This window comes from Frankia sp. QA3 (assembly GCF_000262465.1).
Classification (GTDB): domain Bacteria; phylum Actinomycetota; class Actinomycetes; order Frankiales; family Frankiaceae; genus Frankia.
The window spans coordinates 4,683,690-4,698,019 of sequence record NZ_CM001489.1 but is presented as its reverse complement, the minus strand read 5'-3'; the positions used below and the strand labels follow the sequence as shown (position 1 = coordinate 4,698,019).

Below are 14,330 nucleotides of genomic sequence, written 5' to 3'. Positions count from 1 at the left end.
GTCAAGATCGTCTCCGACCTGGTGGGGAGCGGCCGCCGCCAGGGTGAGGCACCGTCGCGGGAGGCGGGACGGGAGGGTCGGCGGCGGTCGGCACCAACACCGAAGGCTCCGTCCCCCTCTTCCGCCTCCCCTTCGTCTTCGGGGGCAGCCGCGCGCAGTCACCCGGCCCGGGAGCGGGCGCGGTCGTCCCGTGCGCATGCGGAGGTCTCGCCGGGCGAGTTCGGGCCGGATGCCACCACGGAGGTGGATCCGGGTCGCATCGGACCGGTGCGGATGAGCTACGCGCCGCAGTCGGACGGGGCTCCGGATCCCGGTGAGATCGTCTGGACGTGGGTGCCGTTCGAGGAGAACGACGGGCGGGGCAAGGATCGGCCGGTGCTCGTGGTGGCCGTCGAAGCCGCGGGCACCTACCTGGCCGTGCAGCTCACCAGCAAGGACCATGACGGCGAGGGCGATTTTGTGCCCGTCGGCGCGGGCGGGTGGGACAGCGAGCGCCGACCGTCCTGGGTCAACCTGGACCGGGTGATCCGGGTGCACGAGGGCGGGATGCGCCGAGAGTCGACGGCCCTGCCGCGCGAGCCGTTCGAGCGGGTCACGGACCGGCTGCATCAGCGCTACGGCTGGCGCTAGGTGCTGGTCGGGTTCGATCGGCCTCTCACTGGATCAGAACACCCTTCCCGTGCAGGTCGCCAAGCCCGACCCTGCCATGGAGACGGGCGGCAGGAAGGCCCCGCACCCCCTCCAGGGTGCGGGGCTGTGCCGCTTCTTGTGACTGCCTGCGCTGACCGGCCCGGATCAGTCGCGCTGGTGGACGACCAGGACGGCGCCGGGGGCGTGGGCGACGACGGAGGTGGCCACGCTGCCGAGCAGGTGGCCGGCCAGCCGCGAGTGCCGGTGGGCGCCGAGAACGATGAGGTCCGCCTGGCGCTCGGCGGCGGTGGCGATGATGCCTTTCCAGGTCGGTGCCGCCTGGACGGTGGCGCTCTGGGCGCGGAATCCGGCGGCGTCCGCGAGGTGGGCACCGTGCGCGGCGATGTCGGCGGCGGCCTTCTCGACCTCGGCGGCATTGTTCGCGTCGAAATGCTGCGAGCCGACCGGGGTGAAGCCGACATCGGCCGGCTGCCAGGCGCACAGGACGAGCACCTCGCGTCCGGGCGGAAGCTGCGTGGCGGCGTACTGGATGGCGTGGCCGGCGACGTCACTGCCGTCGTAGGCGAACAGCACCGGGCCGGGGCGGCCGGCTCGGGCACCGGGCTGCACGGCGTCGGAGTCGGAGTCGGAGTCGGCATCAGTGTGGGGTGAGGACATGTCAGTCGATGCTTTCCGGGACGGGGAGGGCGATGTCCAGATCACCGATATGGGAAGTTCGGCGGACTCTGGCCAGCAGCGGGGGCGAATACCAGGCCGGACGCAGGGCACCCAGGAACGTGTCGACGTCGGGAGCCTGCGGGCGGGCACCGCTCAGGGCGTAGATCGCGGCGCCGATGGCAGCGCCGGCGAGGGCCAGGCCAAGACCGATCCACAGGGCGATGTTCGTTCCCTCGTTGAGGTCGCCGGTTACCGTGGCCGCGAAATGGGCGAAGATCGGCGCGATCATGAAGGCCGCAACCGCACGTAGCAGTTCGACCAGGGCGAACACGCGTTGCAGGTTGGCGGACGGCAGGGAGAAACCGGCCACGAACAACGCCGGGGCGACCGTGGCGCCGAGGGCGAGCCCGGTCAGTCCCGAGCCGACCAGCGCCAGCGGCTGGCTCGCCGGCATCGCGAACCAGAAGACCAGGATTCCGGCGGCGAGCAGGATCATGCCCACGAACGGCAGGTAGTGCACGGCGCGCCGGGTGATGACGAAGCCGAACAGGACCGCGGCGATCACCGCGCCGCCGAGTTCGGGCAGGTAGAGCAGCCCGACGCGCACCGGGCCGTAGGTCTCCGAGAGCACCGCGGCGGTCAGTGCCGTCGCGGACACCGACGCCGCCGCGGCGAACAGCGCGATCACCACGCCCGCGACCGGGATCGAGCTGGTGAGCATCTCCCGGACCATCAGCAGCGGCTGCGCGGCCCGGAACTGGTAGACGACGAGGACGACGATCAGTGCCAGACCGCCGAGCAGCGGCGCGATCACCTCGACGTCCAGGATGCTGTGGCTGGTCAGTTCGGACGCGCCCAGGAAGGCCGCCAGGCTGCCGACCGCGGCCAGCGCGATCGCCGGCAGGTCGCGCGGGGCGTCGGGGTTCGCCGGCGGTGCGTCCTCGAAGGTGAGCACGACCAGCAGCAGCGCCAGCACCGAGATCCCGGTGACGATCCAGAACAGCGGTCGCCAGGCATCGGCGTCAGCCTGCAGACCACCGATGAACGGGCCGAGCGCGACCGCGCCGAAGATCCCCATATTCATGATCATGACGGTGGTGCGCAGCCGCTCGCGCGGGTAGCCGATCGCCAGCGCAGGGGCCGCGGCGATCAGCAGCATGCTGGTGGCCAGGCCCTGCAACAGGTGGCCGATGATGAACATGGCCGCGTCCTGCGCCGCCGCCGTCAGCACTGATCCGACGACGAGCAGGACCGCGTAGCCGAGCAGCATCCGCCGTTGCGGCAGGTGCAGACCCAGCTGGACGGCGAGCACCGTCCCCAGCGCGTAGGCCGCGTTGCCCAGGCCCGAGCTGATGCTCATCGTCTGCGCGCTCATGTGCAGCTGCCTGGCGACGATCGGCGCCAACGGGTCGAGCGCGGCTGACAGGGCCAGATAGGGAACAAGCGCGAATATCACCATGGCTGCGGACGCCGCGTATCTGCCAGCAAGAGGACCTTGACGCATCAATACCTTCTGATTTAGGCGTGCGGAATCCGTGGCATAGATCGGGGTGTGGAACTGCGGACTTCCCCTCCGATACCTTTACTCGTCCCCTGTCGGACGAACAGAGGGGCGGGCGGACTGTGAGAATGGTTACCATCGGCTAAAGACCGGCTTTGCCAGGAATACCCGACGCGCCGCCGGCATGGGCCTCCCGCCTCCGCCCCGGGCCTCGGCTTCGGTCCTCGCTCTGGTCGGTCGGGGTTTCGGTCCATGGCCCGGTTCTGGCCTCAGCTCTGGATCCGGCTGCGACCTCGGCCTCCGCTCGGCTGTGTCGTCGCTTGGCGGGACGGGGGCCGTCCGGCTGGGCGGTTGGTGGGCGGTTGGTGGGCGGGGGTGGGTGCCGTGTGCGTCTGCCAGCGCGGTGGCGGCGGACCGAGTGGTCCCGGCCAGCCGGGCCGTTGTCGCCCGGTGTGGAGACCACGCACGTGGTGCACGGATAGTGGTGATCTCGTGACCCGCTGGGACGGCGGTCCGTGATGTAGAGCGACCACCGCGTGATCCTCGTTCGAGAACGACCAAGGACTCGATGCACCGGATCGAACGAATCGCCGTAACGGTTACCGGAGGCGGGAGTGGGCTACCGGAGCCGGAACCGTTGATCTCGCGATTCCGAAGTCCCGGGCCGGCTCCTACTTCCCGGAATGGTCGCTGACGCTGTGGGGCTTCAAAAACCGGATGTTCCCCCACGCCCAGTAGGAGCGCCGGGGCATTGCTGGGATGCTGAACGCGAGGCTGACGTCCTGCAATGTTGAGAGGTCTCGACCATTGCTCTTGCGCCCGCGGGCGGCGCCTCCCTACCTGCGCGCTGGGGGCATCAGGTCGGTTTCGACGCGATGCCCTCGTAGGCGAAGGCGAGCTGGGCCGTCCCGCGCATCGGATAGGTGCTGGCCGACTCCAGGGCCAGTCCGGACTTCTCGACCAGGTCGTCGATCCGGCGGTTGAGGCGGCAGCCTCCGGCGATCCTGCTCCAGGCGGGTGTGAGCCGGTCCTGCCAGCGGGCGACGGTGGGCCGGGGCGAGCGGCCGTGCTCGGTGAAGTGCAGTGTGCCGCCGGGCCGCAGTACGCGATGGATCTCGCGCAGTGCCCGTTCGGCGTCGGGGATGGTGCACAGTGTCCAGGTGGTGAGGACGTGGTCGACCGACGCGTCCGGAAGGTGCAGCGCCTGACCGTCGTCGCCGATGAACTCGACCATGACGGGTGCGGCGGCGATGCGGGGTGCGGCGAGCGTGCGTCCGACGGCGGCGGGTTCGACCGCGAGCAGGCGGGTGACTCCCGCTGGAAGGTGCGCGATGTTGCGTCCCGACCCGAAGCCGATCTCCAGGACCTCGCCGGACAGCCCGGCCGCGACGCGCGCCCTGGCCTCCTCCACCGGCCGGCCGAGGACGAGATCGACGATTCGGGGCAGCACCTGGTCGTCATAGAAGCCCATCACGACTCCTCATCGGGGGCTCGGGCGGCCGTTGCGCCGAGCAGTGCCTGGGCGAGCCGCTTGTCCTGATCCACGCAGCAGTCTTCGCCGACTGGTTCGTCCCGTTCGAGCGCGAGCCGGCCGCCGCCGGCCTGCGCCGGATCCGCGTCACCCGCACCGGGTACTCGGACCCCGCACCCGCCGAGCCGCTGTCGGTGGCCGACCACGCCGCCGAGTGCGCGGAGCTGTTGCGCCGCCTCGGGATCGAGCGGGCCCGGGTGCTCGCGCACTCCTGCGGCTGCGTGGTCGCGCTGCAGCTGGCGCTCGACCACCCGGAGCTGGTCGGCGCGTTGCCAGGCTTCGGGCAGGACGGCACCGAGCCGGTGCGACAGGCCTGACGTCGGCATCCACGCCACGAGCTCGGGCAGCACCGTGCCCGAGACGGGAACCGTGATCCCGACGTCGGCGGCGGAGTCGTCGAACGGCAGCGGCTCGCCCGGCACGACGGGGCAGACCACGACCCGGCCGGTGTTGGCGTTGTTGTCCATGTCGGCCTCGGCATGGGATGGATCACAGGAACCAGCCTCGCATGAACAACGGGCCGAAGTGACGATCATCGGTGCGGGTGACCAAGGGGCCTGTTACGGTCCGATCCATAGTCGATCGAAATGGGAAGGGAGCTGGATGGCCGACGCCGCCACCTCGCGAGCCGTGGGGCCTTTACCGTTTGTGACGCCGCAGACCGAGTTCTTCTGGACGGCCGGTGAGGCCGGCGAACTGCGCTTCCAGCGTTGCACCGGTTGCGGGGCGGTGCGTCATCCGCCCGGTCCGATCTGCGCCGACTGCCGGTCCCGCGACGTCGAGGCCGCGACCGCGAGCGGGCTGGGGACCGTGGTCGGCGTGAGTGTGAACCACTTCTCCGAGCACGGCTTCGTGCCGTCGGCCGCCGCGGCGCTGGGCGACTTCGGCGCTGATGTGATCAAGATCGAGCGGCTGGCCGGCGACGCCATGCGCAGGATCATCGCCAGCGGGATGGTGGCCACGAAGGACGGCTACGACTTCCAGTTCGAGCTGTTCAACCGCAACAAGCGCGGCATCGTGTTAGACGTCGAGCAGCCCGCGGGCCGCGAGATCTTCGCCAAGCTCGTGCGCTGGGCCGAGGTGTACATCACCAACCAGCTTCCCCGCGTCCGCCGCAAGCTGCGCACGGAACCGGCCGACATCTTCGCGCTCAACCCGAGCATCGTGTACGCCCGCGGGCACGGCCAGGGACAGCGCGGGCCCGACGCCGAGGCCGGTGGTTTCGACGGTGTCTCCTACTGGGCGCGCGGCGGCGTGGCCCACGTCCTGACCGACGCGGACGCGACGTGCCCGACCCGGCAGCGCCCGGCCCTCGGCGACGGCCCCAGCGGGATGTTCCTGGCCGGCGGCATCTGCGCCGGGCTCGTCCACGTGGGGCGGACCGGCAAGGGCATCGTGGTCGACACCTCCCTGCTCGGCTCGGCGGCGTGGACGCTCGGGCCCGACCTGGCCTACACCACCCTGACCGGCGAGCAGATGCCGATGGCGGCCGACGAGCAGGTGTCGCCGCTCGTGCGCCAGTACCGGACCGTCGACGGCCGGTGGGTGTCCCTGATGATGATCGACGAGGGGCGCTACTGGGAGCAGGCCTGCCGGGCTCTCGGCCTGGACGATCTCATCGCCCGTTTCCCCGACCCGGCCTCGCGCCGAGCCGGCTGGCCGGTGATCCACGAGCGGATCAACGCGGTCGTCACCACGCTCGACCACACCGAGCTGGACGCGAAGCTGCGCGCCCAGGGCTGCATCTTCTCGTTCTTCGCGACCCCGACGGAGGTCGTCGCCGACCCGGCGGTGGTCGAGAACGGCTACCTCATGCGGCACCCCGAGCATCCCGACGTCCGGCTCGCGGCCGCTTCGGTGCAGTTCGACGACGAGCTGCCGTCGGCCCGGCGCCCCGGACCGGCCCTGGGCCAGCACTCCCGCGAGGTCCTCACCGAGCTCGGCTACGGCGAGGCGGAGATCCTCCGCCTGCTCGACGACCAGGTCATCGCGGAATCCTCCAGCGACACCCAGCCGAGGAGATCCGCGTGAACGGCCAGGCCGAGATCGTCGGCACAATGGCCGGCTGAGGCCGCCTCGGCGGGGGTCGGTTAGCGTGCGGACCATGGCGACGAGGCGAGAGCCCACCGCCGGTGCGCCCGCGACGGTCCCGCGGGGCCGGCCGCGGGACGCGGACATCGACCGGCGGGTCCTCGAGGCCACCCGGCACCTGCTGACGACGGTGGGTTTCGAGCAGACCACCGTGCAGTCGGTGTCGCGCCGGGCGAGAGTGGCTGCCTCGACGATCTACCGCCGGTGGCCGTCGCGCATCGAGCTGATCGAAGAGGCGGTCTTCCCGGGTTTCGACGAGGTCACGAGTGCTCCCAGCGGAGATGTCCGGCGGGATGTGCGCAGGTTCCTCCAGGCGTACCTGGCGGCCTTCAGCCACCCCGCCGCGCGGGGGGCGCTGCCCGGGCTGCTCGCGGTCTACCAGACTCGGGGCACCTCGCAGCTGCGCCGGGAGGTCTTCGCGGCCACCATGCGCCCGCGTTTCCTGGCCGTGATCGCGGCGGCCGAGCCCGGCACGGTCGACCCGGCGGTGTGCGCGGACGATCTGCTGGACCTGCTGATCGGCGCGGTGATGTACAAGGTGTTTCTGGAGCCGCTCACGCCCCGGGCCGGGGCCCCCGACCGCACCGCCGAGCTGCTCGACCGGGTGCTGGCGCCGCCGGCGAAGAGCTGAATCTCCGGCTCGGCCGGTCGGATCGGGGAGCCGGCCGGCCGGCCGTAGTCGGATTCAGGGGAAGTAACCGATCGACCCAACGGCATCGCGTTCGGGACAGGGAACTGGCCGGGCCGGCGAAGGGAGAGCGGCGGGACATGGCGCAGCGCCGGTCGGACGACGACGACACGCATGGCGATCGGGGTGTGAACACCGCCCGAGGTCTCGATGCCCCGGCGGCTGGGTCGCTACTGGCGGATCTGCGCGTTGTTGATCTGTCCATGTGGCAACCGGGCCACTACGCCACCCAGCTTCTCGCCGACCTCGGGGCCGACGTGGTCAAGGTCGAGCCTCCCGGCGGAGACCGGATGCGAAAACTCCCCGACCGCTTCGTCAACTTCAACGGCCGGAAGCGGACCGTCGTCCTGGACCTCAGGTCGGAGCCGGACCTTGCCCGGCTGAAGGATCTGGTGAGGGACAGCGACGTCGTCGTCGAGGGCTACCGTCCCGGCGTCGCCGACCGGCTCGGCGTCGGCTTCGAGTCCCTGCGGGCCGAGAACCCGTCGCTGGTCTACTGCTCGATCTCCGGGTACGGGCAGAGCGGGCCGCTGTCGGCGGCGCCCGGTCATGACTGGAACTACCAGGCGTATGCCGGGGTCATGTCCGGCGACGAACCCGGCGTCTCGCCCCGGCCGGCACGGATGCTGGTGGCCGACCACGGAGGGGGGCTGGCGGCGGCTTTCGGGATACTGGCCGCCGTTCTCTGCGCGCGGCGGACCGGTGTGGGCGAACACGTGGACGTGTCCATGGCGGATCTGGTCGCCAGTTGGGTCGCGCCGATGGAGGCCGTGGACCCGCGACGAGCGGCCGCGGCGCCTCGCATCGAGGCGCCGGCGCACGGTGTGTTCGCGGTCGCCGACGGCTACATCGTGCTGGGGATCTTCTCCGAAGACGGCATGTGGGATGACCTGTGCCGGGAACTTGGTTTCGAGTCCCACGTCGGGCTCGGCCTCCACCAGCGCACGGAGTCCGCCGCGCAGCTGCGGGCGGCGCTGGCCGAGCGCCTGGCGGGCTTCCAGCGGGACGCCGTGGTGAGCGCGCTCGGCTCGCGGCTTCCGGTCTCGCCGGTGCTGTCGCGGGAGGAGATGCTCGAGCATCCTCACTTCCGCGCCCGGGGAACGGTGGTTGCGCGGGGCCCCGACGGGATGCGGGCACTGGGGCATCCCCTGCGGTTCGCGGTGCCTCCCGCGCTCCCACCCGGGCCAGCTCCGAACCTCCCGGAACGGAACGACAGGGCGTAGCCGTGTCGGCTTTCCGCATCCCGGAGGGCGCGGCATCGGCCGGGCGATCTGCCGGTCCGCTGAGCGGTGACGTTTTTCGTATCTCGTCGGGCTGACTGAAAGGAGCTTCGGTGGAAGTCATTCGCGCGGAATCGGTTCCGGACCTGGGGGCGCCACACCGGGGAATATCCTCGCTGTGGGTACGCGGTCCGGGACAGGACGACACACTCGATGTCGCCATCGTCGGATTCGAGCCGGGATCCGCCACGCCCCCGCACGTGCACCACGGTGGCCAGACGCTTGTCATCCTCTCGGGGCAGGGCTTTGTCGAGGTCGACGGAGTGCGGACCGAGGTGTCGAGCGGGGACATCGTTGTCAGCCCGCCGGGAGAATCGCACGTCCACGGCGCCGCGGATGACGCTGCCATGGTGCACGTCTCGGTCACAACGGGCCGTAATGAGCTGCTCGGGGACATCGGCCCTGCTTTCGAGGCGCAGACCCGGCGCTGAGATCGCCGTTCGGCGTCTCCCGGCCCGGTGTCGAGGGCGGCGGTGACCAGGCCATCGCCCCCTCGATGTTCCGGTCAATGGCGACCGCTCACCGGCCGAGAAATCGGTCGAAGTCGCGCAGCAGGATGTTCTCGCGTATCTCGTCGCCGACCCCGTGCCCGCAGCATTTCCAGGGTGTCTGTGCGTCAGCCCAGCCACCGTCCGAAGGGCTGCATCTGGTGGTGGGCGGCCATGGCGGAGCCGGCGGGGCCCATCAGGGCCTTGTAACGCTGCCAGCGCCGGTTGAACAGGACGACGAGCTCGGTGTCGTGGCGTCCCTCGTCGGCCAGGACGAAGTTTTCCAGCAGTGTCTCGCTCTCGTCCCAGTTCTTCGGCGCGCGGCCGACGAGCTGGGCGAGGTCCTCCCGGTCGGCTTCGGTGACGGCGGCGCCGATCTGGTCGGAGCGCTCGAGGTGGCGGGCCAGGCGGAACGCGATGCGGATCTGGTAGGTGACGTACGGATCCTCGACCGAGATCGACCGCAGCGAGCGGGACAGGTGTTCGTGGGGGGTGGAGACGGGTGAGGAGACCGGCTCGGGGATCTCGACGGGTTCGAGGTCGATGCCCAGGTATTCGGCCATGGTCTCGACGGCGTGCAGGTTCGTCTCGCTGACCCACTGGGCGTAGGTCATGTAGTCGGTGTCCAGGATCGGGCGGGCCAGCGCGCCGTGGAAGGACAGCTGGTTGGTGAGGGTGAAGAACAGGTGGTGCCACTGGATGGCCGCGAGGTCGACGGGCCGGCCGGTCAGCTCGGCGTACCGGTCGTACAGCGTGGTGAAGTCGCCGTAGGGGATGACGGTGTCGCGCATGCGCCAGGCGGCGAGGTCCATCATGGGGTCGCCGATGTGGCCGATTTCGACGTCGACGAGGGCCACGAGGTGGCCGTCGGCGTGATGGAACTGGCCGGAGTCCCACACGATGGGCGCCTCGCGGTCCGAGGCGGGCAGCGGGTGGCGGCGCAGCCAGCCGAGGACGAACTCCATCAGCGGGTCGGGGCGCACCTTGCTCGACCGGTAGTGCTGCTCGAACCGGCGTACTCCGATCATCGCGGAGTCGGCCGCCGACGTCCCGGAGATCACTCCGGCGGCCTTGAACGGGCCGGTCGGGAGCTGGTGCATGCGGGCCAGGGCCTGCAGGTACTCGTCGACCACCGTGCGGCGCTCGTCGTCGGTGGTTCCGGCAAAGTCTGGCCGGCCGGGGACGGCGGCCATCGCGTACGCCCGCGGTTCGTCGCACCAGCCGTGCACGTGCGGGACCGGGATACCGTGCTCGTCGAGAAGACGCTGGAACAGCATCTCGTGTTCGAGAGGGAAGATCAGAGACGTGTCGGACCGTTCGCCGCGCACGACGACGCGTTCGGTGGAGCCGCCGCGATCGATGTCGACGAACCACATGGGCCGCCATCTGGGCTGCCGCTCCCACGACACGACCTGCCCGCCCAGCAGGGACTCCAGCCAGGCGATGACACGGCCGTCGTCCTTTAACTCCGTGTCGCGGGCATCCGATGCTGCCATGATCATCCTTTCGGTGTCCAGCAGTCCTCGGCTCGGCTCCCCACGACCTCGCACGGGCAGTCGCGCCGGTCTCCTGACCTCCGCGGCCGGCACTCGCCGGCGGCATGCCGACGACAGTAGCCTAACGATTGTTAGGCTGCTAGCCGGAGCGGAAGGGCGCTGCCGGCAAGCCTCGCAGGCAGGGCAGGCCCAGCCGTGAGCCAGGTGACGGGCCGGGCGAACAAGCGCGACGCGGTGCTGCGGGAGAGCGCCCGCCTGTTCGCCGAGCGAGGCATCGAGGCCACGACGATGCGCGCGATCGCCGACGCCTGTGGCATGCAGGCCGCCAGCCTCTACCATCACTTCGCGTCGAAGGACGAGCTCGTCGCCGCCATCCTGACCCGCAGCGACGCGCACATCTCCGGTCTCTATGACGCCATCCTCGACGCCCCGCTGGAGCCTGCCGACCGGCTCGAGGCGATGATCCGGGCGACGCTCGACAACTTCGGCCACCACCGGGACGCCGCGCGGATCTACTACCGCGACCGGGCGTATGTCGCGGAGTCGCCGCTGCTTACCCAGGTCCGCGACAACGCGGTCGCCCATGACGAGCTCTGGGACCGGTCCATCGAGGCGGCCATTGCCGCCGGGCGTATCTCCCCGCGGTTCGAGGCCATCAACCTGCGCAGACTGCTGCAGGAGTTGATGTGGTCGACCGCCCGGCTGCGCGGAGACGCCGTGAGCGCCGATGACATCGTGCACGTCCTGCTCCACGGGATCCTCGCGCCGGAGCCCGGCCGCGGCGAGCCGTCACACCGACCGGAGTTGTAGCGCCCAGGGCGCTGTTGCGTTCCGAGAAAACAGCGCATGCCGGCGATTCGGGTGCCGGCGGTCAGACGGCGGCGGCGGTGCTGACCCGTCCGGTCCGGGCCGCCTCCGTCAGCGCGGCGTGGTCGGCCTCGTTCTGGTCGGCGTAGGCCTCCGCGAACCGCGCGACCGCCCGGTCGAACGCCTCGCCGGCGCCGAGGTAGGCCGCGATCGCGATGCGGTCACCCGAGCGGGCGTGGGCCCGGGCGAGGGTGGCGGCGCACAGTCGCCCGAACAGCATCATGCCGTGCGGGACCATGTCCTCCGCCACCGCGATGCCCTTCCAGTCCTGCAACTGCCGGACGTAGAAGTCGCGCCGCCGCTTGTCGATGCCGTCCACTCGCTGCCAGCCGAGGAAGATGTCGGTGGTCGCCTGCATGAGCCGTTGGCCGGCGACCACCCGTTCGCCCTGGTTGTCGTACTCGCTCCCGGGCAGGTGATCGGCAAGGACCGACGTCCCGGCCTCCTTGAGCTGCAGCAGGAGCGGGTCGCCGCCGTCGCGGCCGAGCAGCAGTGCGACCCAGCAGCGGGTGCCCACGCTACCCACGCCGACGACCTTGCGCGCGAAGTCGACGAGCCGGTACTGGGCGAGCAGCGAGCGCCGATCGGCCGACAGGGTGGTGGAGTACCGGTCGACGATGGAGCCGAGCCATCCCATCAGCAGCTCCTGCTCGGCCCCGGCGGTCAGCTCGCTGACCGGGACGAGCAACGGAGGGTCGGTCGCGAAGCGCCGTTCGCCGTCCACCACCTCGGTCAGCTTGGCGAACGCCCGCAGCCGGTCGTGCGACCGGGCGCGCGCCGTCGCCCGCGACAGGCGCCTTGAAGTCCGCCGGCCCAGAACGTCTGCGAAACGCGTGGTCAGATCGGCGACGTCGACGTGCGCGTACCAGACGTCGAGGTTGGTCATCGCCGCGAACTGGTGCATCCACGTGCGGTACGCCCTGACCGCCGCGGTGACGATTCCGCGTCGTTCGGACGGGTCGAAGCCATTGGCGCGGCCGGCGATGACCAGGCTTGTCGCGAGCCGCTTCACGTCCCACTCCCACGGGCCGGGGAGGGTCTCGTCGAAGTCGTTGATGTCGAACACCAGGCGCCGTTCGGGGGACGCGAGCAGCCGGAAGTTCAGCATGTGCGCGTCGCCGCAGAGCTGGACGTCGATCCCCGACGTCGGCGTCCCGGCGAGGTCTGCCGCCATGATCGCGGCGGCGCCCCGGTAGAACCTGAACGGCGACTCCATCATGCGCTGGTAGCGAAGGGGGACGAGCTCGGGCAGGCGGGTCTGCGACTGCCGGTCGATCACGTCGATCGGGTCGGCCCGGTCCGGCGCCGGGTCGTACTCCGCGTGGGCCCGGCGCGGGGCCCGGGTCCGCGCCTCCTTTCCCCGGGCCGCGCGCTCTGCCGGTGTCGGCAGGGCCCTGTCGGGCGCTGTCCTGGCTGGCCGTCGCGGCTGGGAACCGCGCGCGGCGGGAGGCGTGACAACAGTGGTCATGTTCGACCTCTCGTGGGCCTGTGGGAGGGCCGGTCGTGAGGTGACCGAGCGCGAGCCACCACCCGGCCACGATGATCCACAGGGCGTTCCCGATCAGCGATCCGGCCCCGGCGTCCGGTCGCGGGACCAGCGTCCATCCGAATGGCCAGAGTGTGTAGTGCGCCCTTCTCGAGGCAGCTTTTCCGAACGAGATGGTAACTATCAGGATAAAGCAGAGTATTGCGGCCAGGGTATACAGAACTGCCAGCAACAGTCCGCAGAGCACCAGCCAGATGATGTTGAGCGCCGTACGCATCCGCCGCTCCTTTCCGTCGGCTGTCCCGCTGCGCGCCCGCCGGCGGCGGTTCTTCCGGGTCCCCGATGGCGACGGCCGAACCGGCACCGTACGCCCGTTCGCGTTCCACGAGAATCGGGAACGGGTATCTCCTGCCAGCCTTACCGCCACCGTGCCCCGCCGCGGGACGTGCTAACCGGGCTGGATCCACCATCGGGGTGATTAACCGTCATGTCCTGTGGCCCGTCGTTTCGCCGATGCCAGGGACCGCTGCACCCGGACGCGGCAGCGGCTCGCCGAGAGCGCCGCCAGGCATGTCCAGCGCCAGATCAAGGAGAGGAGTTCGTGCACCAGGCGCTGGTCCTTTCGGCACTGGCCCTGATGCTCTTCGTCCCCTCGCTGATCAGCCTCGCCGCGGTGGCCCCGGCCGTTCGCCGTGCGGCGCAACCCGCTCCATGACCACGCCCGGGGTGGGCGGGGAGCGTCCCCAGTCACCGGCTCCGGCCACCCGGCGGCGTCTGGTGCGACACGCGGTGCGGCGGGCCGCGTTGAACATCACGGTGCTCGTGGCGCTCTACTACGTGCTGCCGCTGCGGGGGGCGTTGGACCCGGCGGCGATCCTGCTGCTCGTCGTTGGGCTGCTGGCGTTCGCGGTGCTTGCCGGCTGGCAGCTGCGCTCGATCCTGCGGTCGCGGTACCCCGCGGTCCGGGCCATCGAGGCGCTTGCGCTGTCGATCCCCCTGTTTCTGATCCTGTTCGCGAGCACCTACTTCCTGATGAGCCGGACGGGGGCGGGGACCTTCACCGAGCCGATGAACCGCACCGACGCGCTGTACTTCACCGTCACCGTGTTCGCCACCGTCGGATTCGGTGACATAGCGCCGAAATCGGAATCAGTCCGGATCGTCACGATGGTGCAGATGCTGGCCGACTTGCTCGTGCTGGGTCTGCTCATACGCGCGGTCCTCAGCGCGGTCGAGCGAGGGCAACGGCGCAAGACCGCGCCGCCGGAGACACCCGAGGCCGCGCCGGAGACTCGACGGCCGTGACGAACCCGGCGGGGTCCGCACCCCTCATGGAGCACGCGCTGCGGGGCGGACCGCAGCCGGGAGGCCCGCAGCCGCTACCGCCGGGACACCGGACCTGTCACTCGATGCCTTAAGTCCCTGGCGGTGGGGCATTCCTACATCAGTCACCGGCCCTCGATCCATCGTGGGAGCACCACAGGTCTTTCCCGCCTCCCCCCGTGATACGCGCAATTTGAGGAGATCTGACAGGCCGGCTCTTCCTGCTTGCCTCGGGAAAGTTTTGACACTGGTCCTGGGAGGTGGGTGAATC

Annotated in this window: 13 protein-coding genes and 2 pseudogenes; 9 read left to right on the top strand and 6 right to left on the bottom strand. The window is 70.5% G+C overall.

Annotated features, from left to right (window positions below; translation table 11 throughout):
- The first annotated feature begins 273 nt into the window (after positions 1-273).
- On the top strand, positions 274-630 hold the full coding sequence (locus FRAQA3DRAFT_RS37450) for a type II toxin-antitoxin system PemK/MazF family toxin (RefSeq protein ID WP_232291666.1): 357 nt from the start codon (positions 274-276) through the stop codon (positions 628-630).
- A 165-nt stretch (positions 631-795) separates the two neighbouring features.
- Here the strand turns inward: FRAQA3DRAFT_RS37450 and FRAQA3DRAFT_RS36155 are convergent, their stop codons facing one another.
- Together FRAQA3DRAFT_RS36155 and FRAQA3DRAFT_RS19315 are read right to left on the bottom strand one after the other, a co-directional pair.
- The gene (locus tag FRAQA3DRAFT_RS36155) at positions 796-1,308 is read right to left on the bottom strand and encodes a universal stress protein (protein ID WP_009740734.1); all 513 of its coding nucleotides are present in this window, start codon (positions 1,306-1,308) and stop codon (positions 796-798) included.
- A gap of 1 nt (position 1,309) precedes the next feature.
- Positions 1,310-2,767: an MFS transporter gene (locus FRAQA3DRAFT_RS19315; RefSeq protein WP_232291665.1), complete on the bottom strand. Its 1,458-nt coding sequence runs from the start codon at positions 2,765-2,767 to the stop codon at positions 1,310-1,312.
- A 627-nt stretch (positions 2,768-3,394) separates the two neighbouring features.
- Between FRAQA3DRAFT_RS19315 and FRAQA3DRAFT_RS33370 the strand changes: the two are divergent.
- Positions 3,395-3,490: pseudogene (locus tag FRAQA3DRAFT_RS33370) on the top strand (transposase); the annotation flags it as partial.
- Positions 3,491-3,665: 175 nt separating this feature from the next.
- Here FRAQA3DRAFT_RS33370 and FRAQA3DRAFT_RS19310 read toward each other — a convergent pair.
- Positions 3,666-4,280: a class I SAM-dependent methyltransferase gene (locus FRAQA3DRAFT_RS19310; RefSeq protein ID WP_009740732.1), complete on the bottom strand. Its 615-nt coding sequence runs from the start codon at positions 4,278-4,280 to the stop codon at positions 3,666-3,668.
- Positions 4,281-4,474: 194 nt separating this feature from the next.
- Between FRAQA3DRAFT_RS19310 and FRAQA3DRAFT_RS37445 the strand changes: the two genes are divergently transcribed.
- The 5 genes from FRAQA3DRAFT_RS37445 to FRAQA3DRAFT_RS19285 all read left to right on the top strand — a co-directional run bounded on the left by FRAQA3DRAFT_RS37445 (position 4,475) and on the right by FRAQA3DRAFT_RS19285 (position 8,830).
- Positions 4,475-4,657: an alpha/beta fold hydrolase gene (locus FRAQA3DRAFT_RS37445; RefSeq protein ID WP_232291664.1), complete on the top strand. Its 183-nt coding sequence runs from the start codon at positions 4,475-4,477 to the stop codon at positions 4,655-4,657.
- Positions 4,658-4,943: 286 nt separating this feature from the next.
- Complete coding sequence (locus FRAQA3DRAFT_RS19300) at positions 4,944-6,371, top strand: CoA transferase (protein ID WP_009740730.1); 1,428 nt, start codon at positions 4,944-4,946, stop codon at positions 6,369-6,371.
- A gap of 73 nt (positions 6,372-6,444) precedes the next feature.
- On the top strand, positions 6,445-7,062 hold the full coding sequence (locus tag FRAQA3DRAFT_RS19295) for a TetR/AcrR family transcriptional regulator (protein ID WP_009740729.1): 618 nt from the start codon (positions 6,445-6,447) through the stop codon (positions 7,060-7,062).
- A gap of 260 nt (positions 7,063-7,322) precedes the next feature.
- Positions 7,323-8,342: a CaiB/BaiF CoA-transferase family protein gene (locus FRAQA3DRAFT_RS19290; RefSeq protein ID WP_157467482.1), complete on the top strand. Its 1,020-nt coding sequence runs from the start codon at positions 7,323-7,325 to the stop codon at positions 8,340-8,342.
- Positions 8,343-8,452: 110 nt separating this feature from the next.
- On the top strand, positions 8,453-8,830 hold the full coding sequence (locus tag FRAQA3DRAFT_RS19285) for a cupin domain-containing protein (RefSeq protein ID WP_009740727.1): 378 nt from the start codon (positions 8,453-8,455) through the stop codon (positions 8,828-8,830).
- Positions 8,831-9,015: 185 nt separating this feature from the next.
- Here the strand turns inward: FRAQA3DRAFT_RS19285 and FRAQA3DRAFT_RS19280 are convergent, their stop codons facing one another.
- Positions 9,016-10,383, bottom strand: coding sequence for a phosphotransferase family protein (locus tag FRAQA3DRAFT_RS19280; RefSeq protein ID WP_009740726.1), 1,368 nt, complete (start codon positions 10,381-10,383; stop codon positions 9,016-9,018).
- A gap of 195 nt (positions 10,384-10,578) precedes the next feature.
- Between FRAQA3DRAFT_RS19280 and FRAQA3DRAFT_RS31650 the strand changes: the two genes are divergently transcribed.
- Complete coding sequence (locus FRAQA3DRAFT_RS31650; RefSeq protein ID WP_009740725.1) at positions 10,579-11,193, top strand: TetR/AcrR family transcriptional regulator; 615 nt, start codon at positions 10,579-10,581, stop codon at positions 11,191-11,193.
- Between the two features lie 61 nt (positions 11,194-11,254).
- Here FRAQA3DRAFT_RS31650 and FRAQA3DRAFT_RS19270 read toward each other — a convergent pair whose 3' ends face one another.
- Together FRAQA3DRAFT_RS19270 and FRAQA3DRAFT_RS33355 are read right to left on the bottom strand one after the other, a co-directional pair.
- Positions 11,255-12,718 carry a DUF2252 domain-containing protein gene (locus FRAQA3DRAFT_RS19270; protein WP_009740724.1) on the bottom strand — a complete coding sequence of 488 codons (1,464 nt, stop codon included), beginning with the start codon at positions 12,716-12,718 and terminating at the stop codon, positions 11,255-11,257.
- A gap of 28 nt (positions 12,719-12,746) precedes the next feature.
- Positions 12,747-13,013: pseudogene (locus tag FRAQA3DRAFT_RS33355) on the bottom strand (YccF domain-containing protein); the annotation flags it as partial.
- A 434-nt stretch (positions 13,014-13,447) separates the two neighbouring features.
- Between FRAQA3DRAFT_RS33355 and FRAQA3DRAFT_RS19265 the strand changes: the two are divergent.
- Positions 13,448-14,041, top strand: coding sequence for a potassium channel family protein (locus tag FRAQA3DRAFT_RS19265; RefSeq protein WP_009740722.1), 594 nt, complete (start codon positions 13,448-13,450; stop codon positions 14,039-14,041).
- Positions 14,042-14,330 lie beyond the last annotated feature (289 nt).